This is a genomic window from Achromobacter pulmonis (assembly GCF_021733725.1).
GTDB classification, from domain to species: Bacteria; Pseudomonadota; Gammaproteobacteria; order Burkholderiales; family Burkholderiaceae_B; genus Achromobacter; species Achromobacter pulmonis.
On the sequence record NZ_JAIFOT010000001.1, the window covers coordinates 2,697,488 to 2,714,484 of the forward strand.

Genomic DNA, 16,997 nt, shown 5'->3' on the forward strand with positions numbered 1-16,997 from the left:
GGCGCCATAGCGCCATTTTGCTGGCGAGTCTGGCCGAGGATCCTTGTCTTGGAAAGGGCTGTTTCGCTGTGCGGTTCACCGTGGCGCCACGGCGTCGGTCAGGCGCCGGGGCGTCTGTTTTGCAGTGCGAAACGGCTCCTCATGGTCAGGGAGCCTTGATCTACTGTCTGGGTATTGGCCGATGCGCGGCCCTTGCCGCCGTTGGGGAGAAGCCGCTTCGGTCGCATAGAAACAAGAACATACGATGCGTGGATGGGACAATGGATCAAAAATTCGCTGATTATTTCGTGAAGCCGCTCGAATCGCCGATTCGAGCGCTGTTTCCCTATCTCAAGGATCCGTCGATCATCGGATTTGCCGGAGGCAACCCGGCCGTCGACGTGTTTGACGTGGCGGGGCTTCGTGAGGCCATGGCCGAGGCGATGTGCGCGTCGGCCGACGGCTGGGCGCAGTACTCGGCCACCGACGGCTTGCCGCGTCTAAGGCAGGCCATCATCGGCTACATGGGCAGGCGGGGCGCGCCAGTCGACGAGGCCTCGCTGTTGCTGACGGCGGGCTCGCAACAGGCGCTGGACCTGTTGGCGCGGGTACTGGTCAATCCGGGCGACAGGATCATCGTCGAGCGGCCGACGTATCCGACGGCCATCCAGACATTCAAGTCCGCCGGCGCGCGGCTGGTTGGCGTGGATAGCGGACCCGACGGCATCTGTCTGGCGCACCTCAGAAGCATCCTGGAGGAGTCCAGCGCGAGCGGCAGACCCAAGGCGCTTTATTGCGTGCCTACGTTCGGCAACCCCACCGGGCGGACGTTTTCCGCGCAGAACCGCCGCGGCCTGCTGGCGCTGGCGAGCGAATTCGATCTGCTGATCATCGAGGATGATCCCTACAGCGCGCTCAGCTTCGAACCCCTGGATTTGCCGAGCCTCCATCGCCTTGCGCAGCAAGACGCGTCGACCTCCGGTCTGGTCGTGTATCTGTCGAGCCTGTCCAAAGTCATGGCTCCCGGGATGCGAATCGGCTGGATGATCGGGGCGGCTGCGCTGGTGCGGCGATGCGCCATCGCCAAGCAATCGGTGGATCTATGCTCCAGCACCTGGACGCAGGCGGCGGCCGCGGTCTACCTCGAGGCGGGACGGCTGGAGGCGCATCTGCCGCGCGCGTGCGAAGTCTATGCGGAACGCGCCCTGGCGATGCAGTCCTGCTTGTCCTCCCTGCTTGGCGACCGATTCGAATTCGACGCGCCACGGGGAGGCATGTTCATCTGGGGACGCTTTCCGGCGCGGGTGAATACTCAGGCGTTGCTGAAAGCATGCATCGCTCAAGGAGTGGTGTTCGTGCCGGGGGATGCGTTCTATGCCGATGACGCGGACGGCAGCACGGCGCGGCTGTGCTTCTCGATGTGCTCGCCGGATCGCATCGAAGCAGGCGTGCGCCGGCTGGCGCAGGCGCTCGACCGATACCAGGCCGGTCAGGTCGCCGATTGATTCGGCCGATCGCCCGATGCCGGCATTATCCGCTGCGGCGCGATGGCGCGTCAGGCGCCGCCGAGTACTGCAGCGCGATTTTCCTGGCGGCGGCGTTCAGTTGTGGCGCCAGTTCGGCAAGGTCGACCTTCAGGTTGGCCTTGTTCGAGATCGTGCAGTTGATGGCCGCGGGCTCGGCCGAGCTGGGCAGGGGGATATACGTTGCAATGGCGTCGATATCCGCCAGCCATGGGCCGCGCGCGCGGCAATGCCCCGCGGCGCGAAAAAGCTGTTCATCGGCTTCGAGGTATTCGAGGCCCGCGGCGTAACTGGCGGGATCGGAAACCTTGATGCGGTTGAGCAGTTGTTCGCGCTGTTTGGCTGGATGCGCCAGGACAAGCGCCCGGCCGATGGCGCTGTGCAGCAACGGGCTGACGCTGCCCACGTCGGGCAGGTACGGATTGGCCAGATCGGAACGAACCGAGTCGATATAGATGGCTTGGACCCGTTCCTGGGCCGCGAGGTTGACCGTGCAACCGGTTTCCGTGGCAAGTTGCTGCAAGACCGGTCTGGCGATCTGCCGTAGCGCGAGTCCGCCCAGTACGGGGTGCGCCAAGGTGAGCACGGCGGTGCCCAGGCGGTATGCCCCCGCCTCGTCCTGGCGCAGATAGCCGAAGGCGGCGAGCGTGTAGGTCAGGCGCGAGACCGTCGCCTTGGGCAAGCCCGTGCGATCCGAAATCGTGCGATTGGTGAGCACGGGATCCGCGGCAGTGAAGGCGCGCAAGACTTCGAGCCCGCGCGCGAGGTTCATGGAGAACTGGCGGTCTTCGCCCCCCGAACTGGCCTCTTCGATTATCGGCGAAAGACGCCGCGCGGCTTTTTGCTTGGGATGGGCGTCCATCGCGGGCTTTCGCTCCGGTTAAACAACGGTAGGGGAGGGATTATAGTGACTGTCACGGCCGCGAGACCGGCAAGCGTTGATCGCCCGGGGAGGCCGACGCCGGGTCCGTCCAACCCGCGCCCAGCGCCTTGTACAAGGCAACCGCGCCACGCAGCTGCGCCAGTTGGCTAAGGGCCAGCGCGTCGCGCGCCTGGTTCACGCTGCGCTGCGCCACGAGCACCGGCAGGTAGGCGCTCAGCCCGCGCGCATAGCGTTGCGTTGCCTGCTGCCGGGCCTGTTCGCTGTCGGATGCGGCCTGGCGCAACGCGGATTGCCGCTGGCGTTCGCTGTTCCAGGCCGTCAAGGCGTCTTCCACGTCGCGCAGCGCGGACCTCACATCCCGTTCGTAGACGCGCCGCACGGCGTCGGCGTTGGCCTGCGCCGCCGTAACCCCTGCCTGTGCGCGTCCTGCATCGTAGAGGGACTGACTGCCCTGTATCGCGGCCGACCATGCCAGGCTGGCGCCCGAGAACAGGTCATGGATGACGCTGGCCGTGGAGCCGATGCCCAGCGGGATGCGGAAGGTTGGGAACCGCCCGGCCTGCGCGACACCGATTTGCGCGGTGGCGGCGGCCAGGCGGCGTTCGTCCGCGCGCACATCGGGACGCTGGCGGATGACCTCCGAGGGCAGCGACAGCGGCAGGTCCGCCGGCACCGGCAAGGCCGGCGCGGCAGTGGCCAGGGCGGCGTGCCAGTCGCCGGGAAACCCGCCCGCCAGCACGCCGATGGCATGGCTGAAACGGGCGATATCCGCTTGCAGCAATGGCGGCTGCGCCTCGGCCGCTTCGCGCTCGGCGCGCGCCTGGGTGACGTCGGCCAGCGCGCCCAGACCGGCGCGGTATGCCTGTTCGGCCAGCTTCTCGGCGTTTACGAGGGTGCGGATATTGTCGCGCGCGATGGTCAGGCGCACTTGCGCGGCGCGCAACCCGGCGTAATCGGACACCATTTCGGCCACCAGGCTCACTTGCAGCGCGCGATGGTCCTCGGCCAAAGCCTGGATGCCGGCGTCGGCGGCCTCGACCGCGCGGCGCGTGCCGCCGAAAAGGTCCAGTTCCCAGCTGGCATCGACGCCCAGATGCCAGGTCCGCGCCTGTCCGCCGGGCTGCGAGGCGAGCGCTTTGCTGTCGCGCACGGCCTGGCCGGCGGCGCCGGCGGACACCTCGGGCATGGCCGCCGCGGCGATCTGCACGCGCTCGGCGCGTGCCTGACGCAGGCGCGCCAAGGCGATGTCCAGGTCCTGGTTGTGGGCCAGGGTCTGGCCGACCAGCTTGTCCAGCAGGGGATCCTGGAAGGCGCGCCACCAGGCGCGCAGGCCGTCGTGGCCGTCGGCAGGCATGGCCGTCCCGGCCTCGGTCCAGTTCGCGGGCACGTCCTGCGTGGGCGCGCGATAGTCAGGGCCCACGGTGGCGCAACCGGACAGGCCCGCCAGCAGCGAAGCCAGCCACAGTGCGGGCCGAGGGCACCGCCACGCGCGGAGAAATGATGCATGCATGGCCTGCCCCTCACATCCAGCGATGCAGCAGGGAGATCAGCCGGCCCTGGGGCATCCCGGCGCTTCCCGGTGGCGCCACTTCGATGCTGCCGGTCATGCCGGCCGCCAGCACGATCTCATGCGGGAGGTGTTCGAACTCGACGCGCACGGGAATGCGCTGCGCCAGCCGGACCCAGCTGAAAGTGGGTTCCACGCTCGGCAGCCCGCGCGCATCGGCCTGTTGGTTGGCGTCGGTGATGCCGCGCCCGATGCTCGCCACGCGTCCCGGCAACACCTGGTCGAACCCCATCAGGCGAATCCGCGCGGCGGCGCCGGGCTGGATGCCGCGCAGTTTGGTTTCCTCGAAATAGCCGGTGATCCAGAAGCTGTGGGCGTCGATCAAGGCGATATTGGGCTGGCCGGCCACGGCGTAGTCGCCTTTGTTCAAGCGCAGGTGCGTGACGTAGCCATCCGCTGGCGCACGCAGCACGGTTCGCGCCAGGTCCAGCTTTGCCCTGTCCACGGCGACCTGCGCACTGCGCAGCTCGGCCTGGGCGATGGCGGCCGCCTGTTTCGCGCGCTGGATTTCCTCGGCGGGTACCAGGTGTTCCATGCCCTGACGGCGGCGCGCATCGTCGGTTTTCTGGCGCCAGGAAAGTTCGGCCGCCGCCAACTGCGCTTCGGCCTGGGCCAGTGCCAGCGTGAAGCTGGCGCTGTCGACCCGATAGAGCACATCGCCCTGTTTGACGTATTGATCGTCCGATACCGAGACGTCGGCGACGGCGCCGGACACCTGCGGGGCGATGCGCACGATCTGCGCGCTGACGCGGCCATCGCGTGTCCAGGGCGCGACGACGTAGGCGCGCCACAGCGCGCTGACCAGGAAGCCGGCGGCGATGACCGCTGCCAGCGTGAGTACCGCCCGCAGAAGTTGGCTGGCGGGGAATGAGCGTTCAGACATAGAGAACCAACAAGGAAACGAGGCAAAGGGAAAGGGCGAATTCGAACAGGCCCGGATGCCAGACCCAGCGCAGCACGCCCGTGCGCGCGAGCACGAAGCGGATGCCCAGGTAGATCGGCAGGGCGACGCAGGCGTAGACGAAGAAGGGCGGCAGGTAGATGCCGGCCACCGGGAATTCACTGAGCATGGGCATGGCTTCCAGAGGGAGATGAAACGGCGTCCGCGTGGCGCTCCAGCAGCGCGGCAATATCCAGCAGCACGACCGTCAGCCGCCGCACTTCGTTTGTCGTCGCGTGCGACTGCGCCGGCGAGCGCGCCAGGGATTTGGCCGCGCGGCGGGCATGGCGCGCGGCCCGCGCGGGATCGCCCGCCCGCAGGCGCATGCGGCGCAGCGCGGTGTCCACCACACGCGGACACTCGGCGTTCTTGGGCGCCTGGCGCAGCCAGCGCCGCAGGCCCAGGACTTCCTGGCCCAGATGCAGGCTGGCCAGGGCCTGGGCGATGGCGCGATCCATCGCCTGCGGCTGCGTCCTGAGCAAGGCCCCCAGCTGCGTGATGCGGTGCTGCTGGCGCCACTGCCAGGCCCGCGCATCGGCGGGCGCGCCACGTAAGGTGGCCAGCGCCTCGTCCCTGATGCGCTGGCGCAGGCGCGTGACGTCGCGCGCCAGGTTGCGCGGCAGCACGATCCTGAAACCCAGCAGCGTGAAACACGTCGCCAGGACCCAGGCCGCGGCGCTATTGAGGAATAGCGCGAAGTCGTAGCGCATCGGATTGTCCGCCGCCGCCAGTGTGGTGAAGGCCACCAGATAGGCGACGCCCGCCAAGGCATGGCGCGGCATCGTGGTGGCGTACACGCCGGGCAGCCAGAACAGGATCAGGACCGCCAGCAACAGCGGCAGTCCCGCGACGTGCGGCAGCACGATGAACGTGCACAGAAAGGCCATGGCCACGGCGGCCACCGTGCCCTTGATGAAGGCGACGGCGCCCAGGCGCGGGTCAGGGGCGGTGGACAGCAGCGCGCATGCCGCCGCCAATCCGGCCAGCATCATGTTGCCGTTTGTCCAGCCGGTGGCGATCCAGAAGGCGCCGCCCATCAACACGGTCAGCAGGGCGCGCGCGCCGTTCTGGATGGCCGCCGCCGGGTCGCGGTGGAACGGCACGGACACGCGCGCCGGGGCGGGCCTGGGCTGGTGCAGGCGCCCGATGCCGGCCAGGGCCTGCAGGTAATCGTCGAGCTGCCTGGTCAAGCGGTCGCCCGCGAGCATCAGCGCGGCATGTTCGCGGGCATCGTCGAGCGAGGCCGCGTCGAGCACGGCCGCCAGCTGGGCACGCAGGCCGGTCAGAAGCCGGACGGCGCACGCCCGCCCGCCGGGGCCGGGTTCGCGCGCCAGGGCCTGGCCGGCTTCCCGCCAGGCCTGCTCCCATTGCGGCCGCAGTGTTCTCAGCGTATCGAGGCTGGCACGGTGTTCGCGCTGGGGCGGCGCGCCGCCCACCAGGGCGGAAAACAGCGACACCATCGTTTGCCGCACCGTGCCGGCGCGATGGGCCAGATCGGCGGACTCGGCTTTGCCCAGCGCCAGCAGATCATCCAGGCCATAGACCTCGACAATGAGACTGCGCCGGTCTGCATCCAGCGGCTCGCCGCCGGGGTCGGCGCTGCCGTGAATGGCCTGATGATGGGTGGCCAGCACGCCCGCCGTGGCGGCGGCCAGCCGGTCTAGCTGCGTGGCCAGGCGGCTGCGCACGCTGCGGGGGCTGAACAAGGCCGACACCACCGCCAGGCAGATCACGCCAACCAGCACGGACGCGCCGCGCCCCATCACCTGGTCGAAGGTGAGCTGCGGATGCTGCATGGCGCCAAAGGCCGCCAGGCCGACGGTGTAGCCTGCCAGCGCCGCGCCATAGGCGCGGAAATGGCGCAGCAGGGTCATGCCCACCACGCAAAGCCCCAGCCACAGGCCGAAGCCGAGCAGGAACAGCCACGGCATCTGCCCGAAGGCGCTCATCAGGACGAACGCAGCCAGCATGCCGGCCAGGGTGCCCAGAACCCGCCAGACCCCTTTGCCGATCACGGCGCCCTGGACGGGGTTGATGACGAGCAGCACGCTGGAGGCCGCCGCATAGGGCGCGTGCAATTCCAGCAGATAGGCCACTGACAAGGCCAGGCAAGCGGCCAGGATAGAACGCATCACATAGGTCGCGCGCGGTGTCGTCAGATCGAGGCAGCACAGCCCGCGCGCGAGCCCCGCCCGAAGCCGGGAAATGGCTGGAGAGACGCCTGAATCCGCTTCAGGCTGGTTCGCCGAATGCACGATGCAACCCTTCTGCAGTGACCAGAATGCATCACTGTAGGCAGGCGCAATCGTTCCGAAAAGTGAATTTATTGCAATCGGTCGATTGCGCTACGCGCACTGATTGCCGGCGTGCCAGCGCTTACACCTTGGCTCGCATCGCCGCCTGTGCGGGATGCTCCTGGCAGAGCGCGTGAATGGTGTGCCGCAGCCATTGGTGGGCCGGGTCGGCATCCAGGCGCGGATGCCAGGCCTGCGTCAGCAGCACCGTTTCCAGCGGCGTCGGCAGGTCGAACAGCCGAATGCGCAGGCCAGCGGCCAGCGCGCTATTGGCCAGATGCCGCGGCAAGGGCAGGAGCAGATCCGAATTCTGCAGCGCGAATAGCGCCGTATACGGGCTGGGCACCACCAGGGCAACATGCCGGCGCAGCCCTTGCGCTTCCAGCGCGTCGTCGACCGGCCCGGCGGCCTTGCCGCGCCGCGACACGCTGATGTGCTCCCAGCGGGTGAGGCGCTCGGGCGTGATCTCGTCGTCGAAAATCGGATGATTGGCGCGCGCGACGCCCACGAAGGTCGTGGTGTACAGGGACTGCACGCGGATTTCCGGCCCCAGCTTGCGCGACGCGCTGATGAACAGGTCGATGCGGCCGTTGCGCAGCGCCTCTTCGTCCACGTCGTCTTCCTCTGGCGCGAAACGCAACGTCGCGCGCGGCATCTCCCTGGCCACGGCATCCAGGAGATGGCCGAGATGGGCGCTGACGAACTCATCGGTGGCGCGGATATTGAATCGCCTGGCGAGCGATTTCAGGTCGATCTGCGTGCCGGAAGAAAAAACCTGCGAGGCCTGCGCGACCGCCGTGCGCACCGTCTCGCGCAGCGCCAGCGCCTTGGGCGTGGGCACGAGCTTGCGGCCGACCTGGACGAACACCGGATCGCCCAGCGCCTCCCGGATTCGGCTCAGGGTGCGGCTCATGGCGGGAGCGCTCAGGTGCATGCGACGCGCAGCGCCGATGACGCTGCCTTCGTCCAGCAAGGCATCCAGCGCCAGCAGCAGGTTGAGATCGGGACGCGTCATGAAAGTCCCCCGTGAGCGTTAACGTGTGTGCAATCATATTCCATATGACGCTGGGCGCATGGACCGGTTTGCCATCTGCGCCGGCATTCAGGCGGGTCGGAGCGCGGTCACCCAGGACCCAAGAAATGAGGCTCTCTCCTGTCCGCCGAAATCTTCCGCCATCGCACCGCCGAACGCGCCAAGACGCTGGACAAAGACGAATACCGCCAGAAGGCCAGCGGCGTCGGCATGCGGCGGCTGCCGGTACCGGACGGTCGCGCGAGATCACTGCGGCATGCATGAGAAGCGGTCATCGGCGGGAGGCATCGATGGGGATGAAGATCGCGACGCTAAGACCGCTTTGCTTCTCTCTGTCAGAGAAATCGAGTTGAATCTTCGCGCCAATGCGGTTCGCGATTGTCTGGACGATGGATAGTCCCAGGCCCGAGCCCTGGTGGGTGTTGCCGAGCGTGCGATAAAAGGCGTCGAATACCCGCTCCCGTTCGGCCAGGGAAATGCCGGGACCGTTATCCTCGATGCGCAGTTCGGCAAAGCCGCCGGATGCGCGAATCGAGAGATCCACGCGTCCTCGCTCCGGGGTGTAGCGGATCGCGTTATCGACCAGATTTCTGATGAGGAGGGTGAGGTCCAGCTCGCTGGTCCATATTTCGACATCTTTGGCCCCTTCCACGCCGATGTCGATGTGCTTGGCCTCGGCGAGCGGCATGAGGTCTTCAAGCACGCGTCTGAATACATGCTGGGCGGAGACCGGTACCGGGGCAGGCATCGTGCGCGACTGCGCTTTGGCCAGGGCGAGCAATTGATCGACCAGACTTCGGCCGCGTTCTATGCCCTGGCGCAGCACGGCCAGCCGTTCGCGCGCGACCTCGGACATCTCCGCTTGCGCCAGGCGCTCCGCCTGCAGCGAAAGCGCGGTCAAGGGCGAGCGCAGCTCGTGAGCGGCGTCCGCGAGAAAGCGCCGTTGTGATGTCATCGCCTGGTCGACACGCGCGAGCAGGCGGTTGATGGCCACGGCGAAGGGGCGTACCTCGACGGGCAAATGATGGTCCTGCACCGGGTGCAACGCCTGTTCTTCCCGCAAATCCACCTCTTTGGATAGCGTTGCGATGGGGCGGAACATTTTCCGGATCAGATCGCCGACGATCAGCAGGAGCACGGGTACCAGGATCAAGAAGGGCATCACCGTGCGCAGCGCGCCATCGCGGGCGATTTCGTTGCGGAAATCTGCTTCCTGCGACACGGCAAAGCGTTCGCCCGAGGCGAATGTCTTGATCATCACACGGAAGGACTCTCCGTCCAGTTCAAGGGTGTGCAGTCCATCCGCCAGGTTGGCCGGGATCGGGAGTGTTCCGGCGCCTGCCGCAACGGGCGTCGACGGTGGGGAATCTCCCAGCCGCTGAACGGTCACGCGGGCATCTTCATTGCTCTCGTCGAGCGCAGCGTTGGCGGGGGAGGCAACGAGATGCTGCCGATCCATGAGGTGGGCGATCTGCCGCAACAGATCATCCTGTAGTTCATGTGCTTCGTTCAAAGCCGAGGCGAACGAGAAGACGCCCGCCACCAGTGCCGCCAAGAGAATCGATAGCGACAGTGTGAACGAGAGCTTGAGCTGGACTGACTCGTTCAGGCGCCTTTTGAGACCATCCATCCAACCCCCCTGACATTCTTTATGATTTCGCTACCGAGCTTGCGCCTAAGTGCATGGATCAGGTATTCAACAGCGTTGCTTTCGACTTCTTCGCCCCAGCCGTATATGCGATCTTCCAGTTCGCTGCGCGAGAGAATGGCTCCTGGCCGGACCAGCAGGGCTTGCAGCAATGAGAGTTCGCGGTTGGAGAGTTGCTGGGCGGCGCCGTCCTTGGCCCAAGCCTCTTTGGTGGCCAGATCCAGGGAAACCAGGCCGTTGCTCATTACCGGTGCCGAAGATCCGGCTTTGCGGCGTAACACCGCGCGCATCCGGGCTTGAAGCTCCGCCATCTCAAAGGGTTTAAGCAGATAGTCGTCGGCCCCGCCGTCCAGACCGCGCAGCCGGTCGTCAAGACCGTCACGCGCGGTGATGATGATCAGCGGTACGTCATTGTTCCTGGCGCGAAGATCGCTCAATATCTGCAGCCCATCCTTGCCCGGCAGGCCCAGGTCCAGCAGCAGCAGATCGTAATGCTGGCAGTCCAGCGTTGTCAGCACACATAGCCCATCCTGCACCCAATCGACCGCATAAGCGGCGTCCTTCAACGCGCTTTGGATCGCTCCACCAATCATGAGGTCGTCTTCGACGAGCAGGATCCGCATAGATTCTCCAGACGGTTCGGTGAGCCGCTCAAGGCAGCATTGACCGCAGCACCCTGTCCTTGAGCACGAAGTGGTGGTAGAGGGCGGCCACTGCATGGCCCCCCGCCAACCAGATGATGGCATCGCCCAGGAAGGCGTGAACGTCGCCCCAATCGGCCAAGCCGAGGATGGGCAACGAGGTAATCCCAGGCAGTTCAGTGATGCGCAAGCCCCCCAACAATGTCAGGGGCTGGCCTTCCGAGGCCACGGTCAGAAATGCGGTCAAAGGCAATGCAAAAAGCAGGGTCCACAAGACGACGTGCGTCAATTTGGAGGCAAAGTGCAGCTTGGGTTCGAGCTTATGGTCCGGCGCTCCCGACCGCAGGGCGACCCAGAGCAGGCGCAGAAAGGTCAGCACGAAGATGCTGACTCCCAGCGTTTCGTGCCAAACGATGTCCAGCCTTGCGCCCGGATCCGCGCCGGCGCGGACCAGGCGCCCGAAATCCCCCGGGCCGAGAATAAAGGCGGCAAGAATGAGGATGACCGTGAGCCAGTGAAATATCTTGCTGACCCCGTCGTAGTGGATGGTTTCAGTCGTGTTCATCTTTTTCTCCAGGCAGTTGCCGCGTCGCGTGTGTTGCGGCTCATCAGTGCGCAGCGCGGGCTGCCCGTTGTTTGAAGAGAAGAATGGCGGTCAGCATGAAAGCCAACAGCGCGGCCGAAGCCGAATAGCGATCCAGCGCCAGCCCGCCGGAACTCAAGGGTTTGTCGAGAAAGTCGCCGACCACCGCGCCCAGGGGACGAGTGAGGATGAATGCCGCCCAGAACAGCAGGGTGCGTGAGATTCTGGTGAAGTAATAACCCATGGCCACGAGCGCCAGCAAGCCGCCGAAGACCAGGGCCGCGCCGGTATAGCCCAGGCCGGCGGTGTCGGCAGTCCAATCGCCCAGCGCGGTGCCCAGGGTTTGCGAGAGCATGATCGTGAGCCAGTAGAACGCCTCCGCCTGGGGCGAGATGACCGTGTTGACAGACACCGATCCGAGCACGCGCTGCCAAGCGAAGAGCGATGCCAGCAACAATACGAGCAACAGGCTCGTCCCGCCCGCATACCCTATCCCCAACGAACGGTCGGCGAAGTCGGCCAGCGTCGTGCCGACGGTGGTCGTGGCGATGATCGTAATCCAGTAGAGCATGGGATGAAAGCGCCGGGCCTTGACTTGCGCGGCCACCGCCAACAGGAAGAGCACGGCAAAAATGCCCGTCCCGACCAGGTAACCCAGGTTCAGGGACATGGAGACCGCGTCTCCGCCGGTTTCGCCCAGGGTGGTGGCGGCAATTTTTATGAGCCAGAACCCCAATGTGACTTCGGGTACCTTGGATAGGGCGTTTTCTGTCGATGCGTTCATGGGAGTCCCTCATGTTAAGGCTGGCCGCGTCCGTTTTGCGCGCCATCGCCGTTGCGGCGATGGCTCAAGCGCGGTTACGCCGAGTCTGAGGGGACAGACTTAGCGTAGCCATAGGGATCACGCGCGTACCCGGCCCGTTGTGGAAACGGCCAGGAGCGCGCGCTACGCATCGATCTCCCGGACCTGCAGGTCATGCAGGATTCCTTCCTTCAATGCCATGAGCGTGGCGGCGTGGCGGCGCTCGATCGACGCGCCGGGCTCATCGGTTGCCAGGCTCAGGTTCAACACCATCGCCTGCCCGCCGGTTCCGTTCAAGGGCGTGGCGATGGCCACGACGCCCGGCTGCCAGGAAGCCACGCAATAACCGGCCGCCGACACCTTGGCGATCGCCTTGTCGATTTCCTGGCCGACGGGCCGCCATGATGCGCTGCGGTAGCTGCGCATGATCCGCGCCAGCAGCTCGCCACGGGCCGCGTCGTCCAGCGTGGCGAGGTAGGCCCGTCCCAGGGAGGTCAACTCGATCGGCACGCGCTGGCCGGCCACGATGGTGCGCAGCGAGGCCCTGCGGTTGTAGCGAATCGATTCCAGGTAGACCATCTCGGCGCGATCGGCGCTGGCCAGACCCACATTGACGTGGTGCTTGAGCGAGACGTCGCGCATCAGCGGGGTGGCCGCCCGCAGGACCGGCGATGCCGCGCGCATCGCGTGTCCCAGGCTGAGCACGGGCGCGGCCAGCCGGTAGGCGCGGGCCCGCCGGTCATGTTCCAGGAAGCCGCTGGTCACCAGCGTCTGGGTCAGCCGGCTGACTGTCGCCGCGGACAGGCCGGTGCGTTCGGCCAGTTCGCCGTTGCCCAGCAGGTCGGTGCCGGGTTTGAAGGCGCGCAGGATTTCCAGCCCCCGCTCCAGCGAGCGGTTCTGGCTGGTCCCATCGAAACGCCGGTGCTCGCCGGCCGCGGCGCCGGATACCTGTTTCGCGTTCATGCAATTCCATTCTGTGGAAATAGGGGCGTGTCTGCGCATACTGTAGCGCCTACTGTGTCGCCATATCCAGAAAAAACCTGCTGCCGCCAGGGCAGGAGCAACCGAACACGGAGAGAGCGAGAACATGGCCGACTATGAATTCATCACACTGCAATCCCATGAGGGCGTGGCGACGCTGACGCTGAACCGGCCCGACAAGCGCAACGCGATCAGCGATGCGATGCGCACCGAACTGATCCATGCATTGGAGACGGTGGCGCAGGACCGCGCCATCAGGGCGCTGGTGTTGACGGGGGCCGGCAAGGGATTCTGCGCCGGCGGCGACATCGCCGGCATGCAGCGCCGCATGGACGCGCCGGCCGGCGAAGTGGCGTTCAACGGGTGGTCGCGCCAGCAGCGGGTCCATCACGCGGTCAGCCTGCTGTACCACATGCCCAAGCCGACCATCGCCGCGGTCAACGGCGCGGCCGCGGGCCTGGGCGCCGACACGGCGCTGAGCTGCGATTTCGTGGTGGCATCCACGGCCGCCAGCTTTACCTGGAGCTACATCGCGCGCGGCCTGATCCCGGACGGGGGCGGCATGTATTTCCTGCCGCGCCGCGTCGGCCTGGCGCGGGCCAAGGAGCTGATCTATTCGGGACGCAAGGTGTCGGCCGATGAGGCGCTCAAGCTGGGCATCGCCGACCGCCTGGCGTCGGCCGGTGACGAACTGGCCGCGGCCCAAGGCTGGGCCGCGGAACTGGCGCAGGGCTCGGCCACCGCGTTGGCATTGAGCAAATCCATTCTCGACCAGAGTTCCGAACTGACGGCCGACCAGGTTTTCGCCATGGGCAGCCAGGCCCAGGGCATCTGCTACACCAGCAGCGAGCATCGCGAATCGGTGGCGGCGTTCCTGGACAAGATCGGGCAGGCCAAGGAGCAAGCGCGATGAGCGGCGTGTGGCAATTGCTGCGACCCCGCAGCGTGGCGGTGGTGGGCGCGTCGGCCGATCCCGCGAAGACGGCCGGGCGGCCGGTGGCCTATTTGCGCAAACACGGCTTCGAAGGGCGGATCTACCCCGTCAATCCGAAGGCTGCCGACATCGATGGCTTGCGCTGCTATCCCGATGTGCGGTCGTTGCCGGAGGCGCCCGACGTGGCGATCGTGCTGCTGGGCGCGGAACGCACCCAGCAGGCGATTCGTGAACTGGCGGCGATCGGCACGGGCGCCGCCATCGTCCTGGCCAGCGGCTACTCGGAGACCGGCGAAGAGGGCGCGCGCCGGCAACGCGAATTGCGCGAAGCGGCCGGGTCCATGCGCATCCTGGGGCCGAACACGATCGGGCTGGTCAATCTGACGGACCGGATCACGCTGTCGGCCAGCGGCGCGCTGGCGGTGGATCAATTGGTCAGCGGCGGCATCGGCCTGGTGTCGCAAAGCGGCGGGATCCTCGGCGCGCTGCTGTCGCGCGCCACCGCGCGGGGAATCGGATTCTCCAAACTGATTTCCACCAGCAATGAAGTCGATCTGGAGCTGGCGGATTTTGTCGATGCGCTGGCCGACGACCCGGCGACCCGGGTGATTGCGCTCTATGTCGAGAGCATCCGAAATCCGGCCGCGTTCCGCGTCGCGGCGCGCAAGGCGGTCCAGGCGGGCAAGCCGATCGTGGCCTTTAAGATCGGCCGCTCCGAGTCGGGCGCCCAGGCCGCGGCATCGCACACCGGGGCGCTGGCAGGCGCCGATGGCATGTATGACGCGCTGTTCGAGGATGCCGGCATCATCCGCGCACAGACGTTTTCCGACCTGCTCGATCTGCCCATGGCGCTGGCCTGCGAGCGGCCGCTGAACGGGCGCCGCATTGCAATCCTGACCTCGACAGGCGGCGCGGGCACGCTGGTGGCCGATTGCCTGGGGCTGGCCGGCTTTGACCTGCCCGCGCCCGACGCGCAGACGGGGGCGGCCCTGCGGGCGCTGCAGACGGGCGACCATGCGGCGCTGGACCGCAATCCCATCGACGTGACCCTGGCCGGGCTGCAGCCTGATCTGTTGCGCGGCGCGATCCGTATCGTCCTGGAGAGCGACGCTTATGACGCGCTGGTGGTCATCGTGGGATCTTCCGCCGTCGCCCAGCCGGAACTGATGGCCGATGCGTTGCGCGATTCGCTCGCCTTGAACGCAAAGCCCGTTCTGGCCTATATCAGTCCGCATGCGCCGCGGGCGGCCGAGGTGCTGAGCCGCTATGGCATTGCCGCCTTCCATTCGCCCGAGAGCGTTAGCGCGGCGTTGGGGGCCATGTGGCGGGTCCGCGCGCGCGGCTCGGCGGTGGCATCGGCGCCGCCGCCGGCGCCCGAACCGGTTTCATGTCCGGAACGCGGTTCATTGGATGAAGCCCGGGCCAAGGCCCTGTTCGCCCGGTTCGGCGTTCCCGGCGTGCGGGAGATCGTCGTGCGGTCGCCGGCCGAGGCGCAGCGGGCCGCCGTGCAACTGGGGCCGCGCGTGGTGTTGAAGGTGCTGTCCGGCGAGATTCTGCACAAGAGCGAGGTTGGCGGGGTGGCGGTCAACGTGGCGCCCGAAGACGCCGGGCCGCGATTGACGCAGATGGCGGCCGACGTACGGCGGCATACCGGCCAGACCCCGGAGGCTTTTCTGGTGCAGGAGATGGTGTCCGGGGCGGCCGAGGTGATCCTGGGCGTCCATCGCGATCCGCTTGGCACCGCGATCCTGCTGGGAATGGGCGGGGTGGTCGCGGAGCTGATCCGTGACACCACGCTGGTGCTGCTGCCCGAAGACGGTACGGCGTTGACGGCGGGGCAGGTCGAGGCGGCGTTGCGGCGGCTCAAGACCTGGCCATTGCTCGACGGCTATCGTGGCCGCGAGCGCGCTGATGTGCCGGCGCTGGTCGATGCGGTGCTGGCCTTCGCGCGCATGGCGCAGTCCCTGGGCGATCAGCTCGTGGAGGCGGAGATCAATCCCCTGTTCGTCAAGCCGCTGGGCCAGGGCGTGTGCGCGGCCGACGGCATCGCGATCCTCGGGCCCGGCGCAGGCGGATTCCGATAGGTGGAATTGACGGGATGGCAGGCCGAGCCGGCCTCCCTACACTTTTTCTTAGCGTCGCGACCAGACTGGCGCTGAACAACATCAGGAGACAATCCATGAAGAACAGCTGGATCAAGGCGCGCTGCGCCAAGAGCATTGCCACCGCGTTGGTCGCGGTGGGCACGGTGATGGCGTCGTCGCTGGCGCAGGCCGCCTTTCCGGAGCGGCCGCTGCGTATCGTGGTGCCGTTCACGCCGGGCGGCGGCACGGACATCGTGGCCCGCCAGTTGGCCAAGGGCCTGACCGATGTGCTGGGCCAATCCGTCATCGTCGAGAACCGGCCGGGCGGAAGCACCATCATTGGCACCGAAAACGTCGCCAAGAGCCCCGCGGATGGTTATTCGCTGTTGATGGCCACCTTCGCGCACGCGGTGAACCCCGCCATCCACAGGAAGTTGCCCTATGACACGGACAAGGCCTTCGCGCCGGTCGCGCTGATCGGCAAGTCGCCCAACGTGCTGGTGGTGTCGACGAAATCGAAGTTCAACAGTGTGCAGGACATTCTTGCGTACGCCCTCGCCCATCCGGGCAGGCTGACCTTCGGGTCTTACGGCAATGGCACGTCCGCGCATCTGGCCGGCGAAATGTTCAAGAGCCTGGGACATGTGGATATCCTGCATGTGCCCTACAAGGGCGCCGGCCCCGGGATCAACGACTTGATGGGCGGGCAGATCGACATGATCTTCTCGACCTCGGCCAGCGTCAGCGGCCAGATCAAGAACGGCCAGCTGCGCGCGCTGGCGGTGACGACGAAGGAGCGCTCGCCGTCCTACCCCGGCGTGCCCACCGTGGCCGAGTCCGGCGTGCCAGGCTATTTCGTCGACAGTTGGTATGGCGTGTTCGTGCCGCAGGGCACCCCCAAGGATGTCATCGACAAGTTGAACAGCGCCATCAAGAAGGTGTCGGCCAATGCGGAATTCCAAACGGCGCTGAAGCTGGAGGGGCTGGTGGCCGATGTGGGCACGCCCGAGGCGCTGGGCGATTACGTCAAGGAAGAAGAGGCGCGCTGGACCAAGATTGTCCAGCAGGCGGGTATCACCGACAAGCCTTAGCCGCCCACGCCGCC

General features: G+C 66.7%; 15 protein-coding genes. 4 read left to right on the forward strand and 11 right to left on the reverse strand.

From position 1 onward, the window contains the following. The first annotated feature begins 260 nt into the window (after positions 1-260). Complete coding sequence (locus K2W61_RS12385; RefSeq protein ID WP_236755729.1) at positions 261-1,484, forward strand: aminotransferase-like domain-containing protein; 1,224 nt, start codon at positions 261-263, stop codon at positions 1,482-1,484. 25 nt (positions 1,485-1,509) lie between these two features. On the opposite strand, the gene K2W61_RS12390 is transcribed toward K2W61_RS12385, so the two are convergent. From K2W61_RS12390 to K2W61_RS12440, 11 genes are all read right to left on the reverse strand, one after another. Continuing rightward, entirely contained in the window at positions 1,510-2,364 is an 855-nt protein-coding gene (locus K2W61_RS12390) for an IclR family transcriptional regulator (RefSeq protein ID WP_236755730.1), read from the reverse strand. 52 nt (positions 2,365-2,416) lie between these two features. After that, complete coding sequence (locus K2W61_RS12395; RefSeq protein ID WP_236755731.1) at positions 2,417-3,895, reverse strand: efflux transporter outer membrane subunit; 1,479 nt, start codon at positions 3,893-3,895, stop codon at positions 2,417-2,419. 10 nt (positions 3,896-3,905) lie between these two features. Then, positions 3,906-4,835, reverse strand: coding sequence for an efflux RND transporter periplasmic adaptor subunit (locus tag K2W61_RS12400; RefSeq protein ID WP_175140429.1), 930 nt, complete (start codon positions 4,833-4,835; stop codon positions 3,906-3,908). Beyond that, positions 4,828-5,022, reverse strand: a complete 195-nt coding sequence (locus K2W61_RS12405; protein WP_175132254.1) for a DUF1656 domain-containing protein — start codon at positions 5,020-5,022, stop codon at positions 4,828-4,830. Before K2W61_RS12405 ends, K2W61_RS12400 begins: the two co-directional genes overlap by 8 nt. After that, on the reverse strand, positions 5,012-7,024 hold the full coding sequence (locus tag K2W61_RS12410) for an FUSC family protein (protein WP_236755732.1): 2,013 nt from the start codon (positions 7,022-7,024) through the stop codon (positions 5,012-5,014). Before K2W61_RS12410 ends, K2W61_RS12405 begins: the two co-directional genes overlap by 11 nt. A gap of 244 nt (positions 7,025-7,268) precedes the next feature. Next, on the reverse strand, positions 7,269-8,201 hold the full coding sequence (locus tag K2W61_RS12415) for a LysR family transcriptional regulator (RefSeq protein ID WP_175132255.1): 933 nt from the start codon (positions 8,199-8,201) through the stop codon (positions 7,269-7,271). 289 nt (positions 8,202-8,490) lie between these two features. After that, on the reverse strand, positions 8,491-9,849 hold the full coding sequence (locus tag K2W61_RS12420) for an ATP-binding protein (protein WP_175132256.1): 1,359 nt from the start codon (positions 9,847-9,849) through the stop codon (positions 8,491-8,493). Next, positions 9,825-10,490 (reverse strand): response regulator, encoded by a 666-nt coding sequence (locus K2W61_RS12425; protein WP_236755733.1) that lies wholly within the window; start codon positions 10,488-10,490, stop codon positions 9,825-9,827. The genes K2W61_RS12420 and K2W61_RS12425 overlap by 25 nt, the downstream gene beginning before the upstream one ends. Before the next feature lie 28 nt (positions 10,491-10,518). After that, entirely contained in the window at positions 10,519-11,073 is a 555-nt protein-coding gene (locus K2W61_RS12430) for a cytochrome b (protein WP_175132258.1), read from the reverse strand. 43 nt (positions 11,074-11,116) lie between these two features. After that, entirely contained in the window at positions 11,117-11,875 is a 759-nt protein-coding gene (locus K2W61_RS12435) for a COG4705 family protein (protein ID WP_175132259.1), read from the reverse strand. Positions 11,876-12,037: 162 nt separating this feature from the next. Continuing rightward, positions 12,038-12,856 (reverse strand): IclR family transcriptional regulator, encoded by an 819-nt coding sequence (locus K2W61_RS12440; protein ID WP_175132260.1) that lies wholly within the window; start codon positions 12,854-12,856, stop codon positions 12,038-12,040. Positions 12,857-12,980: 124 nt separating this feature from the next. Between K2W61_RS12440 and K2W61_RS12445 the strand changes: the two genes are divergently transcribed. The 3 genes from K2W61_RS12445 to K2W61_RS12455 all read left to right on the forward strand — a co-directional run bounded on the left by K2W61_RS12445 (position 12,981) and on the right by K2W61_RS12455 (position 16,983). Beyond that, a complete protein-coding gene (locus K2W61_RS12445) occupies positions 12,981-13,787 on the forward strand; it encodes an enoyl-CoA hydratase/isomerase family protein (protein WP_175132261.1) in 807 nt (268 codons plus the stop codon). Then, complete coding sequence (locus K2W61_RS12450) at positions 13,784-15,892, forward strand: acetate--CoA ligase family protein (protein ID WP_236755735.1); 2,109 nt, start codon at positions 13,784-13,786, stop codon at positions 15,890-15,892. Before K2W61_RS12445 ends, K2W61_RS12450 begins: the two co-directional genes overlap by 4 nt. A 95-nt stretch (positions 15,893-15,987) precedes the next feature. Then, a complete protein-coding gene (locus tag K2W61_RS12455) occupies positions 15,988-16,983 on the forward strand; it encodes a Bug family tripartite tricarboxylate transporter substrate binding protein (protein WP_236755737.1) in 996 nt (331 codons plus the stop codon). Positions 16,984-16,997: the final 14 nt, after the last annotated feature.